Origin of the sequence: Neisseria sp. (assembly GCF_030527965.1) — a bacterium.
Lineage (GTDB): Bacteria > Pseudomonadota > Gammaproteobacteria > Burkholderiales > Neisseriaceae > Neisseria.
On the sequence record NZ_JAUMZU010000009.1, the window covers coordinates 77,764 to 96,782 of the forward strand.

General features: G+C 49.9%; 20 protein-coding genes. 9 read left to right on the forward strand and 11 right to left on the reverse strand.

The genetic code is table 11. The features are described from left to right. The first annotated feature begins 58 nt into the window (after nt 1-58). On the forward strand, nt 59-868 hold the full coding sequence (locus Q4A84_RS05560; protein ID WP_303087959.1) for a TonB-dependent siderophore receptor: 810 nt from the start codon (nt 59-61) through the stop codon (nt 866-868). A gap of 269 nt (nt 869-1,137) precedes the next feature. On the opposite strand, the gene Q4A84_RS05565 is transcribed toward Q4A84_RS05560, so the two are convergent. The 4 genes from Q4A84_RS05565 to gshA form a co-directional block, all read right to left on the reverse strand. Further along, a complete protein-coding gene (locus Q4A84_RS05565) occupies nt 1,138-1,644 on the reverse strand; it encodes an O-acetyl-ADP-ribose deacetylase (protein ID WP_303087940.1) in 507 nt (168 codons plus the stop codon). A 32-nt stretch (nt 1,645-1,676) separates the two neighbouring features. Next, entirely contained in the window at nt 1,677-2,471 is a 795-nt protein-coding gene (locus tag Q4A84_RS05570) for an RNA methyltransferase (RefSeq protein ID WP_303087941.1), read from the reverse strand. A gap of 39 nt (nt 2,472-2,510) precedes the next feature. Continuing rightward, complete coding sequence (gene thiD, locus Q4A84_RS05575; RefSeq protein WP_303087942.1) at nt 2,511-3,350, reverse strand: bifunctional hydroxymethylpyrimidine kinase/phosphomethylpyrimidine kinase; 840 nt, start codon at nt 3,348-3,350, stop codon at nt 2,511-2,513. Between the two features lie 92 nt (nt 3,351-3,442). Continuing rightward, nucleotides 3,443-4,783 carry a glutamate--cysteine ligase gene (gene gshA, locus Q4A84_RS05580; RefSeq protein ID WP_303087943.1) on the reverse strand — a complete coding sequence of 447 codons (1,341 nt, stop codon included), beginning with the start codon at nt 4,781-4,783 and terminating at the stop codon, nt 3,443-3,445. Nucleotides 4,784-5,033: 250 nt separating this feature from the next. Here gshA and leuC point away from each other — a divergent pair, with 250 nt between their 5' ends. The 5 genes from leuC to leuB all read left to right on the forward strand — a co-directional run bounded on the left by leuC (nt 5,034) and on the right by leuB (nt 8,963). Continuing rightward, nucleotides 5,034-6,446, forward strand: coding sequence for a 3-isopropylmalate dehydratase large subunit (gene leuC, locus Q4A84_RS05585; RefSeq protein ID WP_303087944.1), 1,413 nt, complete (start codon nt 5,034-5,036; stop codon nt 6,444-6,446). Between the two features lie 116 nt (nt 6,447-6,562). Next, nucleotides 6,563-6,694: an entericidin A/B family lipoprotein gene (locus tag Q4A84_RS05590; RefSeq protein ID WP_303087945.1), complete on the forward strand. Its 132-nt coding sequence runs from the start codon at nt 6,563-6,565 to the stop codon at nt 6,692-6,694. Between the two features lie 69 nt (nt 6,695-6,763). After that, nucleotides 6,764-7,408, forward strand: a complete 645-nt coding sequence (gene leuD / locus Q4A84_RS05595) for a 3-isopropylmalate dehydratase small subunit (protein ID WP_303087946.1) — start codon at nt 6,764-6,766, stop codon at nt 7,406-7,408. A 7-nt stretch (nt 7,409-7,415) separates the two neighbouring features. Then, a complete protein-coding gene (locus Q4A84_RS05600; RefSeq protein ID WP_303087947.1) occupies nt 7,416-7,862 on the forward strand; it encodes a YhcH/YjgK/YiaL family protein in 447 nt (148 codons plus the stop codon). A gap of 30 nt (nt 7,863-7,892) precedes the next feature. After that, the gene (leuB, locus tag Q4A84_RS05605; protein ID WP_303087948.1) at nt 7,893-8,963 is read left to right on the forward strand and encodes a 3-isopropylmalate dehydrogenase; all 1,071 of its coding nucleotides are present in this window, start codon (nt 7,893-7,895) and stop codon (nt 8,961-8,963) included. 194 nt (nt 8,964-9,157) lie between these two features. Here leuB and Q4A84_RS05610 read toward each other — a convergent pair whose 3' ends face one another. Then, nucleotides 9,158-9,895: a toxin-antitoxin system YwqK family antitoxin gene (locus tag Q4A84_RS05610; protein ID WP_303087949.1), complete on the reverse strand. Its 738-nt coding sequence runs from the start codon at nt 9,893-9,895 to the stop codon at nt 9,158-9,160. Nucleotides 9,896-9,900: 5 nt separating this feature from the next. After that, the gene (locus tag Q4A84_RS05615) at nt 9,901-11,244 is read right to left on the reverse strand and encodes an aldehyde dehydrogenase family protein (RefSeq protein ID WP_303087950.1); all 1,344 of its coding nucleotides are present in this window, start codon (nt 11,242-11,244) and stop codon (nt 9,901-9,903) included. A gap of 256 nt (nt 11,245-11,500) precedes the next feature. On the opposite strand from Q4A84_RS05615, the gene Q4A84_RS05620 reads away from it, so the two are divergent. From Q4A84_RS05620 to serS, 3 genes are all read left to right on the forward strand, one after another. Beyond that, entirely contained in the window at nt 11,501-11,707 is a 207-nt protein-coding gene (locus tag Q4A84_RS05620) for a (2Fe-2S)-binding protein (RefSeq protein ID WP_303087951.1), read from the forward strand. A 151-nt stretch (nt 11,708-11,858) separates the two neighbouring features. Next, entirely contained in the window at nt 11,859-12,833 is a 975-nt protein-coding gene (locus Q4A84_RS11000; protein ID WP_368389561.1) for an FKBP-type peptidyl-prolyl cis-trans isomerase, read from the forward strand. A gap of 127 nt (nt 12,834-12,960) precedes the next feature. Next, nucleotides 12,961-14,256, forward strand: coding sequence for a serine--tRNA ligase (gene serS, locus Q4A84_RS05630; protein ID WP_303087952.1), 1,296 nt, complete (start codon nt 12,961-12,963; stop codon nt 14,254-14,256). A gap of 62 nt (nt 14,257-14,318) precedes the next feature. On the opposite strand, the gene Q4A84_RS05635 is transcribed toward serS, so the two are convergent. From Q4A84_RS05635 to nrdB, 5 genes are all read right to left on the reverse strand, one after another. Then, nucleotides 14,319-14,810: a GNAT family N-acetyltransferase gene (locus Q4A84_RS05635; RefSeq protein WP_303087953.1), complete on the reverse strand. Its 492-nt coding sequence runs from the start codon at nt 14,808-14,810 to the stop codon at nt 14,319-14,321. A gap of 319 nt (nt 14,811-15,129) precedes the next feature. Continuing rightward, nucleotides 15,130-15,882, reverse strand: coding sequence for an SIMPL domain-containing protein (locus Q4A84_RS05640; protein WP_303087954.1), 753 nt, complete (start codon nt 15,880-15,882; stop codon nt 15,130-15,132). Between the two features lie 179 nt (nt 15,883-16,061). Beyond that, complete coding sequence (locus Q4A84_RS05645) at nt 16,062-17,198, reverse strand: 5-(carboxyamino)imidazole ribonucleotide synthase (RefSeq protein WP_303087955.1); 1,137 nt, start codon at nt 17,196-17,198, stop codon at nt 16,062-16,064. Nucleotides 17,199-17,358: 160 nt separating this feature from the next. Beyond that, a complete protein-coding gene (gene yfaE, locus Q4A84_RS05650) occupies nt 17,359-17,664 on the reverse strand; it encodes a class I ribonucleotide reductase maintenance protein YfaE (protein WP_303087956.1) in 306 nt (101 codons plus the stop codon). 72 nt (nt 17,665-17,736) lie between these two features. Next, nucleotides 17,737-18,870 carry a class Ia ribonucleoside-diphosphate reductase subunit beta gene (nrdB, locus tag Q4A84_RS05655; RefSeq protein WP_303087961.1) on the reverse strand — a complete coding sequence of 378 codons (1,134 nt, stop codon included), beginning with the start codon at nt 18,868-18,870 and terminating at the stop codon, nt 17,737-17,739. Nucleotides 18,871-19,019 lie beyond the last annotated feature (149 nt).

Here is a 19,019-nt window from a genome sequence, read left to right on the forward strand (position 1 = left end):
AGCAAAAACCCACGGCTTCACCCTAAGCAACCGTTTTAATTTTGATAAATGGCATTTCCTGCTTGGCCTGCGCTACACTTTATACAAACAGAAGCAAATCAAAAGGACGCTGGTGCGCAGTGGCCAGAGTACAGAAGCATGGAATAAAATCCGTCGCGAAGCATGGCAACAGGAATGGAAAGATAACGGCTGTAATCTTCCCCAATACTACGATCCTAACTATTGCAAGCCTTTCGTAGAAGATTTTCGGATTAAAACACCCAGCATTACCAAGCATAAATTCATCCCTTATTTCGGTTTGACTTACGACATAACGCCCGAACACAACGTTTATGCCAGCTATACGCAAACGTTCAAACCTCAGGATGACAGCGACTACAATCAGGAAACCATTCTGCCGCCCACCATCGGTACCAATTATGAAATCGGTTGGAAATCGTCTTTACTGAATAAAAAGCTCAACACTTCTCTCGCCTTATTCCGGGTTGAGCAGAAAAACCGTGCCATCGTTCGCTTCGATTACATCAACTGGAACACTTATGCCGAGCCAGCCGGCCGCGTTGTGAGCAACGGAGTGGACGCGGAAATATCGGGCAGCCTTACAGACAACTGGAAACTGTTTGCCGGATATACCTACAACAAAAGCAAGTTTAAGAAAGAAGAAGATTTCAACCACAAAGGCGAGCTGAATTTTAGCAAACACACGCCGGAGCATATCTTCCGCCTCTACACCAGCTATACCAAGCTGACTGTCGGCGGCGGCGTATCGGCGCAAAGCAAAACCAGCAGCCTCTACAACATCAAACAAGGCGGCTATGCCATTTGGAACGGACATCTGCATATGCCATCAACCCGCATGCCAACATAAGCCTTATCGGCACCAACCTAACCGATAAGATTTACTTTGAAAACAATCCGAACCGAATGCTGACGATCAACAACTTCTACGGCCAGCCGAGAACATTGACCTTGAAGCTGGATTGGAAGTTTTAAACCGGCGCGAAAGCAATAATGGCTTCACCGCTGTTTAAAACCAAATGCCTGTCTGAATATTTTCAGACAGGCATTTTATTAATTGCAGCAACGAAACCTTGAGATTCTAGGAAAGACATGGTTACCTGCTTCAGTATGAATCTGTCAGCCCAACAGGCTGCGATAGGTTTCGGCATCGTGTTTGGAAAAACAGCATAACACAACCCTTCTGATGCTCGGGCATTGCGGCAGTGTTTCGCGGATGCTTTTCAACGCAACCGCCGCCGCGGCTTCAAACGGATAGCCGTAAACTCCGGTACTGATGCTTGGGAAGGCAATGCTCGACAAGCCATGGGCTTCAGCCAGCTTCAAAGAATTGGCATAAGCATCCGACAAAAGGCTAGCTTCGTTTTGAGTGCCACCGTACCAGATTGGGCCGACCGTATGGATAACATATTTGGCGGGCAATTCGTAACCGGCCGTTATTTTCGCTTCTCCGGTTTGGCAGCCGTTTAAGGCGCGACACGCTTGCAACAGCGCCGGGCCGGCCGCTTTGTGAATCGCGCCGTCTACCCCGCCGCCGCCGAGCAGCGTTTTATTGGCGGCGTTAACAATCGCGTCGACCGGCAAGGTGGTAATATCGGCTTGCATCACTTCAATAACGGCTTGCATCTTGCTTTTCCTTTTTTCAGACAGGCATTGTATTACGATGCGTGCGAATCTTGCCTGCGCTGGCGCATTTGTTCAAACAAACACACGGTAGCCGCCATCGCCACATTCAACGATTCGGTGGCACCCGCCATCGGAATATACACGGTGCCCTCGGCAACCTGCTGCATGGTTTCGCTCACGCCGGCGCCTTCGTTGCCGAACACCCAAGCACACGATGGTTGCAGGTTTAAATCATAAAGATTGCGGCTGCTGTCATCCAATGCCGTTGCCCACACGGGATTTCGGTAGCCCGCCCGCCAAGCGTCCAAATCGGTGCGCGTATGCAGTTTAAGCAGAAAATGAGCGCCCATACCGGCGCGTAACACCTTGGGCGACCACGCTTCGGCGCAATTTTTACCCAATACGACCTGCCGTATGCCCGCCGCCGCTGCACTGCGTAAAACCGTGCCGACATTGCCCGGGTCTTGCACTTGCTCCAGCACCACGCAATCGCCGTCGGTCGGCAAGCCGGGTTCTTCCGGCAGCGGCAACAGCGTCATAATATCTTCGCCTTCGCTCAGACTGCTGATTTTAGCGAGTGCTTCGCCGCCGACGATTGTGGCTTTGCCCTCTCCTGCCCGCGAGCATAATGTGCGGATTTCCGGTTTGTCTGCCTTGCTTTCAGGAATATAAAGATGCTGCGGCAACCATCCGGCATTCAGACAGGCATCTAAAAGATGCGTGCCTTCCAATACGGTTTGGCGGCAACTGCGGCGTGCTTTGGCAGAAGCAAGCAGCTTGGATAAATGTTTGAGCTGCTCGTTATGCGGAGAAGTGATGTATTTCATTTCCGTTGACAAGGCCTGTCTGAAAACAACGGTGTTCGTTTAATCAAGGTCAATCCGCCAAAAATGTGCCAGCGGCCCGCGACCCTTGCCAACTTTCCAGTTGGCGCCGGCTTCAATCGCGCCTTGCAGATAGCTTTTGGCGGAAGACACGGCGGCCCGCAAATCTTCTTTGGAAGGGTAATAAGCGGCAATCGCGCTGGAGAGCGTGCAACCGGTTCCGTGCGTATTCAAAGTCGGAATGCGCGGCGAAATAAAGCACTGCGGCTCCCGCCCCTGCTGTACCAGCCAATCGCGTGCGTCTTGGCTGTTTTCCCAATGCCCGCCTTTGAGCAATACGGCCTTAGCACCTTTTTCCATCAACAAGCGGCCTTGTTCCAGCATTGCTTCTTCGTTTTCTGCCAGCCGATTGCCGGTAAGCTGGGCCAATTCGTTCAGATTCGGCGTAATCAAATCTGCCAACGGCAGCAGCTCTTGTAACATAACGTCTACGGTATTCTCCAATGCGAGGCTATCGCCAGAAGTGGCAACCAAAACAGGGTCGAGCACCACAAAAGGCGGCTTGTGGCGCCCCAAAACTTCCGCCACCGCGCGTATGGTAGCCGCATCCGGCAACATGCCGATTTTTACCGCATCAATGCGAATGTCGGACAGCACCGATTCGCATTGCTGACGCACCATCTCGGGCGGTATCACATGCACGCCTTGCACGCCTTGCGTATTCTGCGCCGTAACGGCAGTAATCGCGCTGGTGCCGTAAGCGCCTAGAGCGGCAAAAGTTTTAATATCGGCCTGTATGCCCGCTCCGCCGCCGGAATCGGATCCGGCTATGGTCAGCACGCAGGGAAAAGGTTTGGCATATTGCAATTCTCTCAGCTCCATCGGCTTTCTCTCTGTTAACTATTATTCAATATTTATTATTTTCTGATAAGCGAATGCCTGTCTGAAAATATGCCTTTCAGACAGGCATTCGCTTATTTAGTTTCTTCCAGTTCGATGGCCGCTGCCAATAACGACAAACGCGCCATAACGCCATAGATATAAAGGCGGTTGCATTCGCAATCAGGTTGGGCGTAATTGGTTTGCGGCACACCGAGCGTATTCCATTGCTCAAACACGCGTTTGCAACGCGCATCAGGCTCGCCTTCGGTTGCCGCCACCGGAATGCTTTGATTCAGCGGCACAAACAACATGCCGGTAGCATTGAGATTTTCATCCACCCCCCGCCCTTCATGCACACGGAAAAATCCGCCGATAACAAAGCGGTCCATCATATAAACCACCGGTTCAGCCACCGCACCGTGCAAGGTTTCGTAAGTATAAATGCCTTCCTGCACGATAACCTCGCTCACTTCAAGGCCTTCTTTTACCGTTGCCATCTTATTGCGGTTTTTACGGTTTAAGCTGCGTACTTCATCGGCCGACTTCACGCTCATCACACCCATTCCATAAGTGCCCGCATCAGCTTTCACAATCACAAACGGCTTGTCTTTGATGCCTTTTTCATCATATTTTGCTTGAATCTTAGCAAGCATCCGCGCCACCGCATCGGCCAGCATGTCTTCACCCTCGCGCTCTTGAAAATCCAATCCCCCCACTTGCTCGAAATAAGGATTGATATGCCATTCATCGATATTAATCAAAGCGGCAAATTCGGCAGCCACCCGGTTATACGCCTCAAAATGCTGGGTTTTCCGACGGGTGGTCCAGCCTGCATGCAAAGGCGGCAGCACGGTTTGATCCAGATTTTGCAGAATCTCAGGAACTCCGGCAGACAAATCGTTGTTTAGCAAAACAAAGCATGGAGAAAAACCGTCCGACAGATGCAAACGGTTGCGGGTACGCCGCAAAGGCTCCAGCAATACCTTGTCGCCCAATGCGGTTTCAAATTCCGTTGCCTCGCGGATTTCAGGGTTCAAACTACCCAAACGCACTTCAAATCCGGCGCTGCGCAAAATATTGCTCAAAGCAAAAACATTTTGCAGATAAAATGTATTCCGCGTATGGTTTTCAGGAATAATCAATACCGAACGCGCTTCGCTGCAAGCCCGTTCCACCGCATCCTGCGCCGCCATAGCAGCCAAAGGGATGAAATTCGGATTCAGATTATTAAACCCTCCCGGAAACAGATTCATATCGATAGAGGCCATTTTGTAGCCCGCATTGCGGATATCCACCGAGCCGTAAAACGGCGGCTGCTTTTTCCCCCATTGCGCACGGAACCACGCCTCGATTTTGGTTTGATTTGATAATATTTTTTGCTCGAATTCTTGCAACTGAGGCAAATATTCGACAGCCATTACCGGTAAGCTCATAAGCATTCTTCCTGAATAATCCGTTGATAGCGAATCATACGGGTTTTCAGGCTGAAAAAACAAGTGTTCTTTATATGAAACACTGTGCATCTCTTGTATTAAATAAGACAAAAAGTCTAATTTTTTACCAAATAAATTTATTTATTTAGCTAATTTATAATTTTTAGACATTTTGCTTGCTATTTAACCCATAAACGCCTAATATACCGTCTATATTCTGATTCAAACCGACCAAACCAAAATATCTATCATGAAACCGCAAACCCTTTACGACAAACTCTGGAACAGCCATATCGTCCGCGAAGAAGAAGACGGCACCGTCCTGCTCTACATCGACCGCCATCTGGTGCACGAAGTAACCAGCCCGCAGGCTTTCGAAGGGCTCAAAATGACCGGTCGCAAATTATGGCGCATCGACAGCGTAGTCTCCACCGCCGACCACAACACACCAACCAACGATTGGGATAAAGGCATTCAAGACCCGATTTCCAAATTGCAAGTCGACACCTTAGACACCAACATCAAAGAATTCGGCGCCTTGGCCTATTTCCCGTTTAAAGACCGCGGGCAAGGCATTGTCCACGTTATGGGCCCGGAGCAAGGCGCCACGCTGCCCGGCATGACCGTAGTATGCGGCGATTCCCACACTTCAACGCACGGCGCCTTCGGCGCACTGGCTCACGGCATCGGCACGTCCGAAGTCGAGCACACTATGGCCACCCAATGCATTACCGCCAAAAAATCCAAATCCATGCTGATTAAAGTTGACGGCCGTCTGAAACCCGGCGTTACCGCAAAAGACGTGGCACTCTACATCATCGGCAAAATCGGCACCGCCGGCGGAACCGGCTACGCCATGGAATTCGGCGGCGAAGCCATCCGCAGCCTGAGTATGGAAGGTCGAATGACCTTGTGCAATATGGCAATCGAAGCCGGCGCCCGCAGCGGCCTGGTAGCGGTCGACCAAACCACGATTGATTACGTCAAAAACAAGCCGCTTGCGCCCAAAGGCGAAGACTGGGAAAAAGCCGTGGCTTACTGGCGCACGCTGGTTTCCGACGAAGGCGCATCGTTTGACAGCGTATTCGAATTCGATGCCAGCGACATCGATCCGCAAGTAACCTGGGGCACCTCGCCCGAAATGGTGCTTGACATCAACGGCAAAGTGCCCAATCCTGCCAATGAGGCCGATCCGGTCAAACGCAACGGCATGGAACGTGCGCTTGAATACATGGGACTAACTGCAGACACTCCGCTGAGCAATATTCCGGTAGACGTTGTGTTCATCGGCTCGTGCACCAACAGCCGCATTGAAGATTTACGGGAAGCTGCCATTGTGGCCAAAGGCCGTAAAAAAGCGGCCAATGTAAAACGGGTGCTGGTGGTTCCCGGCTCAGGATTGGTGAAAAAACAAGCGGAACAAGAAGGGCTCGACAAAATCTTCACCGAAGCCGGTTTTGAATGGCGCGAACCCGGATGTTCCATGTGCTTGGCGATGAATGCCGATCGCCTCTCTCCGCAAGAGCGTTGCGCTTCCACTTCCAACCGCAACTTTGAAGGCCGCCAAGGCAACGGCGGGCGCACTCATCTGGTCAGCCCCTCGATGGCGGCTGCAGCGGCAGTAGCCGGGCACTTTACCGATGTACGCTCACTGGCAAAATAGAGCAATGCCTGCCTGAAAGCGAACTTATCACGCGAAAAAGTGTCTCTAAGCAGGTATGTCTGTATTTTTTACCGCAGACTACCTGTACTTTCAAAATGAATAAGGAGCTTAAATTCATGAAAAAACTGACTCTGATTGCTTTAGCGGCTCTGTCTTTGCTATCTGCTTGCAACACCGTTTCCGGCTTCGGCAAAGACGTTTCCCATGTTGGCAACAACCTTGAGCAGTCGGCCGACCGCCACCGTTAAAGCCCTCAACTCTGACACCCCCGCAACCGCATGACTGCGGGGGCTTTTACTGCAACCGAAAGTACAGCCATGAAAGCATTTACCCATATCAACGCACTGGTCGCCCCGCTGGATCGCGCCAATGTCGATACCGATGCCATTATCCCCAAACAATTCTTAAAATCCATCAAACGCAGCGGCTTCGGCCCCAATGCCTTCGACGAATGGCGTTATCTCGACCACGGCGAACCCGGCATGGACAACAGCAAGCGTCCGATTAACCCCGAATTTTCCCTAAACCAGCCGCGCTACCAAGGCGCCCAGATTCTACTGACGCGCAAAAACTTCGGTTGCGGATCTTCACGCGAACACGCCCCTTGGGCCTTGGACGACTACGGCTTCCGCGCAGTCATCGCCCCTTCTTTCGCTGATATTTTCTTCAACAACTGCTACAAAAACGGCCTATTGCCGATTGTTTTAACCGAAGAACAAGTCGACCAATTATTCGCAGAAGTAGCAGCAACCGAAGGCTATCGCCTATCCATCGATTTGGAACAACAAACCCTTACCACACCAAGCGGGCAGACCTTTCATTTCGACATTACCGAGCACCGCAAACACTGCCTGTTAAACGGCTTGGATGAAATCGGGCTAACCTTGCAACACGCCGACGAAATCAAAACATTCGAAGAAAAACGCAAAGCAGCGCAACCGTGGCTGTTCAACCAAGCCTGACGTTTTTATGATTACCGATTCTATCGCCAACGCAAACCGCTATGCCTCTCTGCATCCTGATTTTGCGGATGCCATCCGTCTTTTGCAGACTTTAGATTTTACCCAATTGCCGGATGGTGCCATAGACTGCGCCAACCCGAATATCCGTCTGTTTATCGGCAGTGAGGCCATGCGATTGCGCTCAGCGGCCAAGCCGGAAGCGCATTTGCGCCACATCGACATCCAAGTGCCCCTTAGCGGCACCGAAGAATACGGCTGGATAGATCGTGCCTGTCTGAAAAACGGCTTGGGTTATGATGAACAGAAAGACATCGAATTTTTCGATTGCGAGCCAACGAAGTGGCTGGATGTTGAAGTTGGCGACTTTGCCCTGTTTTTTCTCAATGATGCCCATGCGCCTTTAGTTGGGCATGAACCCTTCATCCGCAAAGCAGTATTTAAAATCCGCGTTTAAACCTTTCCATTTACACCAGAAAGATCAAACATGACCAAACAAATCGCCATTCTCCCCGGCGACGGCATCGGCCCCGAAATCATTGCCCAAGCCGTGCGCGTGCTGGACGAACTGATTGCCCGCGGCCTAGACGCTCAATACCAATACGCACCGCTTGGCGGCGCCGGATACGACGAATACGGCCATCCCTATCCTGAATTTACCCGCAACTTATGCCGCGCCGCCGATGCAGTGTTGCTAGGTGCGGTTGGCGGCCCGAAATACGATACGCTCGAACGCCCGCTGCGCCCCGAGCGCGGCTTATTGGCCATCCGCAAAGACCTGGGTTTGTTTGCCAACCTGCGCCCCGCCGTTCTGTATCCCGAATTGGCCGACGCATCGACGTTGAAACCCGAAGTGGTGGCAGGTTTGGATATTCTGATTGTACGCGAGCTGACCGGTGATATTTATTTCGGCGAACCGCGCGGCATCCGCACGTTGGAAAACGGCGAACGCGAAGGTTTCAACACCATGAAATACAGCGAAAGCGAGATCCGGCGCATTGCCAAAATTGCCTTCGAAGCGGCGCAAAAACGCAATAAAAAACTTTGCTCGGTCGATAAAGCCAACGTATTGGAAACCACCGAACTGTGGAAAGAAATTTTCACCGAGGTAGGCACCAACTATCCCGATGTGGAGCTGAGCCATATGTATGTCGACAATGCCGCCATGCAATTGGTACGCGCGCCCAAGCAATTCGACGTTATTGCCACCGGCAATATCTTCGGCGACATTCTCAGCGACCAAGCCTCCATGCTGACGGGTTCCATCGGCATGTTGCCGTCTGCTTCGCTGAACGAAAGCGGCAAAGGGCTTTACGAACCCTCGCACGGCTCGGCGCCCGACATTGCAGGCCAAGACAAAGCCAATCCTCTGGCCACCATCCTCTCTCTCGCCATGCTGCTGCGCTACAGCCTAAACGACGAAGCGCGCGCGCAACAAATCGAACAGGCCGTTCAAAAAGTTCTGGCACAAGGCTACCGCACCGCCGATATTGCAGAGGCCGGCACGCAGCCTGTTTCCTGCTCCGAAATGGGCAACGCCGTTTTGGCAGCTTTATAAAAAATACCTTTCTATTTTGAAAAGCCTGTCTGAAAACATTCAGACAGGCTTTTTTGCATCGCTTACAGTCAATAAATTTATGCCTATTGCGCTCATCGCTCACTGATTACAAAGCCAAAAACAACGATGCCTGCCTGAAAATAGCGTGGCAATTCACACCCACTTTGTTCAGACAGGCATCAAACTGTTTCAAATCATTCTATAATATTGCCGTCTTCATCCCATACCGTTCTGCTGACCAAAGCATCGTCCTGATAAACCGATTCCGATTTTTTCTCTCCGCCCGGATACCAATCCAGCACAATACCGCTGCGCTTTCCATTATTAACGCTCAATTCTGAAATTAAACGACCGTCTTCATCCCAAGTGACCATGCTGGTAATCTGATCATCATGAATGATACTCTCGCTTTTCGGTTTGCCATCTGGATACCATTGTTTGCGCATACCGTTGGCCTTGTCGTTTTTGAAACGGATTTCGCTTTCTTTCTGCCCATTGCGGTAAAAGCGCTCGCCTAGGCCTTCGGTTTTGCCATTAATATAAGGCATAACCGCCGATTTCTTGCCATTAGGATACCAGTTAATCCATTCCCCGTTCGGTTTGCCCTGCCGATAAGGCCCGACCATTTTCTTCATACCGTTGAAATGCCATAAAGTCAGCGTGCCGTTTTGCAAGACAGGCACAAACTTTTTCACCTCAGACAGCGGAATTTCATACGGGTCGGAATACTTCTTCATCGAAGGATAGTAAAAGTCGTTCACTTTCGCATTGGCTCCGGTAACTTCGTATTGCCGCTCATAAGCCGCCCCGGCCGCTTGATCAGTGTATTGTCCTCGGTCATTAAAGTATGCTTTTTGCAAGTCTGCCGCATACAGTGTCAGCGGGAAAGTCATCAATATGCCCAGAACACCGCGGTTCCATTGAATATTCATTTCAGTTATTTCTGCCAATAAACTTTCACATTCACAAATTCGTACAAGCCGAACTCCGATAATTCCCTACCAAAGCCCGATGATTTTACGCCGCCGAAAGGCAAGCGCAAATCGCTGCTGGTGTGGCGATTGATATACACCGCACCTGTTTGCAACTCTTTGGCATAATGCCAAGCCATATTCTCATCACCCGAATAAATGCTTGCACCCAACCCAAACGGATTATCATTAGCCAAACGAACCGCGTCCTCCGCATCCCGCGCTCGCACCAAAACCGCCACAGGCCCGAATACTTCCTCATGATAAATACGGCATCGAGGCGTTACGCCCGCTAACACAGTGGCCGGATAAAACCAGCCGCTACCTTCAATCGGCTTGCCGCCGCAAAGAATTTCAGCGCCGTTTTCCACCGCATCCAATACCTGCTCATGCACGCGAAAGCGCAAGTCTTCGCGGTGTAACGGGGCAAGCGTGGTTTGCGGCAACATCGGATTTCCGGTTTTCAAACGGTTGCATTCGTCTAAAAACAACTTGGTAAACTCATCGGCAACTTCTTCGGCAACGATTATCCGCTTCGCCGCATTGCAAGATTGACCAGCATCACGGAAACGCGAATAACAGGCATCTTTAGCCGCTTGCGCCAGATCTGCATCCGGCAACACGATAAAAGCATTGCTGCCGCCCAATTCTAACACCGCTTTCTTCAAATGAGCGCCCGCATGCCCCGCCAGAATCCGCCCGACTTCCACAGAGCCGGTAAACGCCAGCGCATCGGTATCGGCAATGGCATGAGGCACATCGTCATGAGAAAGCCATGCCGGTATCAATGGCAGCTCATCTCCCACCAAATCAAACAAAGCCGCCGTAACCCGCGCCACGCTGGGCGCCGGCTTAACCGCACAAGCATTACCCGCGCACAAAGCCGACACGGCAAAGCGCAAAATCTGCCATATCGGATAATTCCACGGCATCACGGCCAAAACCACACCCAAAGGCTCAAAACGAACTTGGCTCAAACTAGCTTGGGTAGCGATGGTTTTATGCGCCAACAGCTCTGGAGAAAGACGGCTGTAATACCGAATCAACTCCACCGATTTATCCAGCTCTGCCTCACATTCCCGCAAGCAACGCCCTACTTCCTCGCATACCATGCGGGCCAGCTCATCGCGTTTGCTCTGCAGCCGGCTGCCGAACTCCGATAGCAAGGCCGCCCTTCTGGTTACCGGCATATCAGCAAAAACCTTCTGCCTTGCGCGCAACTCGGTTAGCGCTCGTTTAAATTCAGCATAATTTTCTGCTTCACGTTCAAACAAAATTTCCTGCGTAATGGCATACTTGCTACGAAACACAACGGCTCCAGTTCCCCAAACTAAAACGATATTGAATCATATCCTATCCGAAGCTTTTTTACATATTTTTTTCTGAAATAACAATTCAAAGCGAAATGCGAGTTGCATTCAACCCCGTTCAGACAGGCATTGGTAATACGCATACACATTTAAAACTATCAGCGTAATTTACAATTCCAATACTTGTAATAAAAACAGTTTGCATTTATATTTAGCGCCTACATCCAATAACACAAACCCGCCGCGGAGTATGATTATGTTTGTATGTATCTGCAATGCCATTACCGACCATCAAATAAAAGAAACCGTTGCCGCAGGTGCCAACACATTAAGCGATTTGCAGGCACAGCTCGGCGTAGCCACCTGCTGCGGTTGTTGCAGTGATCTGGCTTCTTCTTTTCTCTCCGCCAATAACGCTCAAGGCCAAAGCAGCGTTACCGCCGGAATCAAAGTGTCTGCATAAACTTATGACGCCGCACAACAGTATCCGCTAATGCCTGCCTGAAAGAAAGCTTTCAGACAGGCATTTTCACGTTCTTTAAGGATATAACGAAATTTAAACCAAATCTCTTATAGAATGGCGCTTTTCTTATTTTTCCAAACATGAAAGCATAATGATGAAAACTACCCTCAAACTCGGCTCCTTAGCCTTGGTCGCAGCCCTTTCGCTGGCTGCCTGTAAACCTGAAAACAATGCGGGGAAAGCCGCCTCTAACGCAGCAAGCGCCGCATCAGGCCCGGCCAGCGCCGCCGCCAATACCCCCAGCAACATAGCGCCGACCACCGTGGGCTACGCGCTGGGTCTGCAATTTACCGATTTCGTTACCTCTGCCTACAAACAGCGCGGCGTCAAACTCGATAACGCCTATCTGCTCGAAAACATGAAAGCGGTTGCCCAAGGCAAAGCACCTTTGTTCAGCCAAGAAACATTCGCCAAACTTTCATCTGAAATACCGGCTATTATGCAGCAAGCCGCCTCAAACACCGCACCGAAATTCAGCGAAGAACAATTGAAAACCCTGAGCGGCGTACTCGGCGCCCAGATTGGCAGCGGCTTCCAAGGCGCACAGCAAGCCAAAGTCAACCTTGATTTCAACAGCTTTGTGACCGCCGTAACCGACTCCGTGGAAGGCAAAAAAACGCAAATGACTCTGGAGCAAGCCGGCCAAACCCTACAGGCAGTTGAAGACAGCTATACGCAACAAGAGCTGGAAAAAGGCCAGGCTTTCCTGAAAGAAAACGGCAGTAAAGAAGGCGTGAAAACCACCGCCAGCGGCCTGCAATACAAAATCACCAAAGAAGGTACCGGCAAACAGCCGAAAGCCACCGATAAAGTCAGCATCTCTTATGTCGGCAAGTTGATTGACGGCACCGAATTCGACAACAGCCAAGGCAAACCCGTTTCCTTCGCATTGAACCAAGTTATTCCCGGCTGGACTGAAGGCATACAGCTCTTAAAAGAAGGCAGCGAGGCAACGCTCTACATCCCGTCTGAGCTGGCTTACGGCAAAAATCCGCCGCCGCAAAGCAAAATCATGCCCAACTCCGTTTTGGTTTTTGACGTAAAACTGGAAAAAGTCGGCAAATAAGCGCTCTCAACCATCAATGCCTGTCTGAAAAACCGATTGGTTATTTTCAGACAGGCATTTTGTTTGCCCGTTGGAAATGGTTTAAAATACGCCATCTTCACCATACCCATCCATCACAAGGATTCCCATGTTAGATATCCAACAATTGCGCAACCACACCGCCGCCGTTGCAGAACGGCTGAACGCCCGTGGCTATGCGTTTGACGCCGCCCGTTTTGAAACCCTCGAAAACCGACGCAAACAATTACAAGTAACAACCGAAACGCTGCAAGCCGCACGCAACAGCGAATCCAAAAAAATCGGTGCGTTCAAAGGCCAAGGCAAACACGAAGAAGCTGAACAAGCTATGGCCGAAGTTGCAAGGATAAAAGCGGAACTAGAACAGGCAGCGGCAGATTACGAAGCCGTTCAAGCCGAATTGGACGCTTGGTTGGCAACCATTCCCAACCTACCGCACGAAAGCGTGCCCGTGGGCGAGGATGAAACGCAAAACGTCGAAGTGCGCAAACAGGGCGAGCCGCGCACGTTTGATTTCGACATCAAAGATCATGTGGATTTGGGCACACCGTTGGGGTTGGATTTCGAAACCGGCGCCAAGTTGTCCGGCGCCCGCTTCACCCTCATGAAAGGGCAGATTGCCCGCCTGCACCGCGCTCTAGCGCAATTCATGCTCGACACGCATACCCAGCAGCACGGCTACACCGAGTGCTACACGCCCTATATTGTGAACGACAGCGCATTATTCGGCACCGGTCAGCTACCGAAATTCGCCGAAGATTTGTTTCATGTTACCCGCGGCGGCGATGAAAACAAAAACACGCAATATCTGATTCCCACAGCCGAAGTAACGCTTACCAACATCGTTGCCGACAGCATTCTGGCCGAAAGTGATTTACCGCTGAAATTAACCGCTCACTCGCCCTGCTTCCGCAGCGAAGCCGGCGCTTACGGCAAAGACGTACGCGGCCTAATCCGCCAACACCAGTTTGACAAAGTGGAAATGGTGCAGATCGTTCACCCGGAAAAATCATATGACGCTCTGGAGGAAATGGTCGGCCATGCAGAAAAAATCCTGCAGCTGCTTGAATTGCCCTACCGCGTTATTGTATTGTGCACCGGCGACATGGGCTTCGGCGCAGCCAAAACTTATGATCTGGAAGTATGGGTGCCCGCGCAGAATACCTACCGTGAAATTTCGAGCTGCTCCAACTGCGAGGATTTCCAAGCGCGCCGCATGAAAGCCCGCTTCAAAGATGCCAACGGCAAAAACCGCCTGTTGCATACCCTTAACGGCTCCGGTCTCGCCGTCGGCCGGACACTGGTTGCGGTTTTGGAAAACCATCAGAATGCCGACGGTTCCATTAACATCCCCGCCGCGCTGCAGCCTTATCTTGGCGGAGCAAAAATTCTGAAATCGGAATAAAAACGAAATATAATGAATAGCATCAAAAAGCCTGTCTGAAACAAATTTTCAGACAGGCTTTTTTAATAATCATCAAGATATTTTCGCATCAATTCGCATTCCACCGAAACTTCCAGATTCAAGGGCAGAATGGCTGAACCCAACGAGCGGTAACCATTGATGCGGTAAAAACCGACGGAATTAACCGATGCATAAAGCTTCAAAAACCCCAAGCCCGAATGAGCGGCCAGCGCTTCGGCACGATTAAGCAAGGCCGTACCCAACCCCCGATTATGCAGAAACGGATGAACGTATAAAGCATCAAGCTGAGATTGAACAAAATCAATCTGAAAAAAACCGCGTATGCGCCTTTGATATTCAATCACCCATAAGGCTTTGTTGGTATTGTTTAAAACTTCGCGGTAGCTGTCGGGATGCAGCAAGGCGCTCCAGGCTTCCAAAACACGGCGATCATAGCTATGCTCGCAGGTATATTGCACGGAAAACCGATGCGTATTATGAATAGCTTCGCAATCATCAGGCAAAGCCGGGCGCAGTACAGTAAACAGGCTCATATCCGCACCACCATATCTGCAATATTGTTATCAACGCTGTCGATATTGTCTGAAATAATCCGTATTTGTGTTGTCATATTTTTATTCTTTAACCAACTGTCTAAACACCTTATGCCGCTTCAGGCATTGCCCTATCGAAGCGCCACAGGCTGTTTTTTAAGTATCTATCCAGAAAGATACAGAATGCTCCGTATCGATTTTCTCACTGAGATGCTTTGAGAAACAAGTGCTGTTGTGTCATTTTGTAAAAGTAGCATGACCAAAACACAATTTCAGACAGCCTTTACGGAGCAAGCGGGCTGTCTGAAATATTTTAAGATTAATCGATACCGTATTCTATCGTTACCACTAATCTTACCTGTTTGCCCACGGTGGTTTTATCATACGAACCGCCGTAATCGTCGCCGTCGCTGCTGCCGCTGTCGGCATAAATATTAAACGATCCCTGAGAGGCCGAACGCATGGCGCCAACCTTACCGCCGCCGGTTTTGGCAAATTCGGCAGCGCGTTTCTGCGCATCTTCAGTTGCCTGCGTAATCAAATCCCGCTTGATGGTTTCCAAGTTTCCGAGCAAATATTGCGGGCTGCTGAAAGTAATCCGGTCATTGCCCGCCCTCAATTTAAGAACCGCCTTTTGCGCAGCCTGCACTTTATCCAATTTTTTGGTATTCACGTCAACCGACAAGGTCCCGTCATAACCATTCGGCCGTTGCCCTACCGTTTCGCCTTTTTCATCTTTGATATCGACATAAACGCGTTCTACGTTTGGCAAACCGACTTTCATTTCAGCTTCATCAAACCCTTGTTTTCTCAGAAATGCCGTCAATTTTTTCTGCTCGGCATCCAATTCGTCCAACACACTTTGATATGTTTCTCCGTGCAATGACACGCCGGTGGTCCAAATCGCACTGTCGGATTGGAAGTTTTTCTCTGCCAAGCCCTTTACCGTAATCGTGCCGGGCTGCCGAAAGTTTTTAAACTGCACACCTAAAACGAATGCGGCCGCTATCAAACCGAGCGCCAACAACACGCCCAAAATCGGCAGCGATGAATTTTGATTTTTTTCCGACATGTTTATTTTCCTTTGCGTTAATGTGATATTTTTCAAGCGATATGGTGTTCTTTAACACTCAATCAACAATACCGACTCGCCCATCTATATTTTCAACCGACTCGCCCGCAGGTTAAGCCTACAAAAATTACAAAGCAACAGAATATCGTTTTTGCCGAAACCGTTTTTTCAGACAGGCATTATAGGCACCCATGCAATTTTTTTGCCGTTTCAAATGCGGCTGCCGCATCATCCGCCAGCACCGTAAAATGCCCCATTTTCCGGCCTTGTCGGGCAACCTTTTTTCCATATTGATGCAAATGAGCGGTCACATGGTTTTGCAACGGCAGCCAATCGGGCTGGTCATTTCCACGCCACACATCGCCCAGAATATTGGCCATGCAACACGGTGATAACAGGCGCGTATCGGCCGGCGCCAAACCGCACATAATACGCACTTGCTGTTGAAATTGATCGGCCGCGCAGGCATCGATGGTATGATGGCCCGAATTATGCGGGCGCGGGGCGATTTCGTTGATAATCAATTCCTGTGCATCGCCAACCACAAACATCTCTACCGCCAGCACACCGACATAATCCAATTCCTCAGCCAATCGGCACGCCATCTGCCGCGCTTTTTCCTGTACGGTTTCGCTCAAACGCGCGGGAACGATGGAATAAGCAAGAATGCCGTTTTCATGAATATTCTCCGCCGGATCGAAAACCTGTATTCGGCTGTTATCAAGCCGGCATACGATAACCGAAATCTCACTGCGCAAATCCACCATTTTTTCCAATACGCAATCTACGTCGCCAAGCTCTGCATAAGCGGTTCTCAATTCGCCTATCGTTTTAACGCGAATCTGACCTTTCCCATCATAGCCCAGCGTAGCGGTTTTCAGAATACCCGGCAGCAAGGCTGCATCGATTTGGTTAAGCGCTTCTTGGGTTTGAATGGCTTGATAAGGAGCCGTTGACAAACCGGCTTGTTGGATTCGCGCTTTCTCCTGAATACGGTTTTGCGCCACGGCAACGCAATCGCCGCTTGGCGATACCACCGTATGCTGTGCCAGAAAGCGCATGGCGTCGGCGCTGACGTTTTCAAATTCAGTGGTTACGGCGGCGCATGCGGCCAATTCGTTCAAAGCCGCTTCATCATCAAACGCAGCGCACAAATGACGGTCGGCAAAGGCGGCGGCCGGTGCATTCGGGTCGGGGTCAAGCACAGTAATGCAATACCCCATGGTTTTGGCAGCGATGGTAAACATACGGCCGAGCTGGCCGCCGCCAAGAATGCCCAACATGGCAGGAGGAAGAATAGGTTGGATTGGTTTCATAATTATGCGCTCGGCCGGAAGGCCTTTAGGATTGTTTATCTTCAATGCCTGTCTGAAAAAATTTCAGACAGGCATTGCTTATTCTATCTCAAATCGGCCACTGCATTCTGCAGCAAGACTCTCTTTGCTTCACACCGCGGCTCTTGATAGCCCCGGAGATTCATTCACTGTCTTTGTCAAACAAGTCGGGCTCAAACAAATCCGGCTCTTCAAGCCGACTGTCGCAATCGATGCGTATCGGTTCGTCCACCCGGCAGCAGCAAGGCAGAATCTCGCCGGGCGCAACGAAAGCCAGCGGAAAATTAGGGTAGCTAACCTTGCCGGATAGGATTTTGACGCGACAGGAACCGCAATAACCGTTACGACACTGGTATTCGATTTCATGGCCAGTTCGCTCCAAACCTTCAAGTAAGGTTTCGCCTTCCTGCAACTCAAAAGCTTTGTCATTGGTGGTAATCAGGGGCATTACGGTATCTTAAAAATCAAAGCCGTTTCAAAAAACATGAAACGGCGGCAGAAATCGGGCAAAGTAAAAGCTTTACAACTCGAAATCGCCTAAATCTTCTGCTTTAACTTCAGCATCAATCTGACCGATAAGGTAAGAGCTGATTTCCACTTCCTGCGGTGCAACCTGCACGTTGTCGGAAGAAAGCCATGCGTTAATCCACGGAATCGGATTCTGGTTGGAGCCGGCAAAAGCGGGCCGCAGGCCGACCGCAATCATACGCAAATTGGTAATATATTCGATATATTGGCCAAGAATATCTTTGTTCAAACCGATCATCGAACCGTCTTTAAACAAATATTCCGCCCATTCTTTTTCCTGCATCCCTGCTTTTTTAAACAGCTCGAAACACTCTTCTTCCAATTCGGCCGCCACTTCGGCCATATCCGAACCGTCTACTCCGTTGCGCATCAGATTGAGCATGTGTTGCGTACTGGTCAAATGCAAAGCTTCGTCGCGAGCAATCAATTTAATGATTTTGGCATTACCTTCCATCAGCTCCCGCTCTGCAAAAGCAAACGAACAGGCAAAAGAAACATAAAACCGAATCGCTTCCAACACGTTTACGCACATCAGGCAGAGATAAAGCTTTTTCTTCAGCTCGCGCTGATTAATCTCAATGGTTTTACCGTTAACATGATGCGAACCTTCGCCCAGTAGGTTGTAATATTGGCTGTATTCGATTAAATCATCGTAATAGCAGGCAATATCTTCGGCACGCGCCTGGATGTAGGCATTTTCCACGATATCGTCGAACACAATAGACGGGTCGTTCACAATATTACGGATAATATGGGTATAGCTGCGCGAATGGATGGTTTCGCTGAAACTCCAGGTTTCAATCCAGGTTTCCAATTCAGGAATCGAAACCAGCGGCAGCAAAGCAACGTTAGGGCTGCGCCCTTGAATCGAATCCAGCAACGTTTGATATTTTAAATTGCTAATGAAAATGTGTTTTTCATGTTCGGGCAAATTTTGATAGTCGATGCGGTCGCGCGATACGTCGATTTCCTCCGGCCGCCAGAAAAACGACAATTGTTTTTCAATCAGCTTCTCAAAAACTTCGTATTTCTGCTGGTCATAACGCGCAACGTTTACGGGCTGACCGAAAAACATCGGCTCCCTCAGTACGTCATTTTTTTCTTTACTGAACGTGCTGTATGACATAACCAAATGTTCGCAGGACATTACTCGACTTCCCTTAAAGATGAAATTTAATTGGTTGCCATTTTACCCTAAATTGACCCTTAACCAGGATAAAATAAGGGGCTGTCCTAGATAACTAGTACAAATCATGCTTTACTAATTGTTTTAAA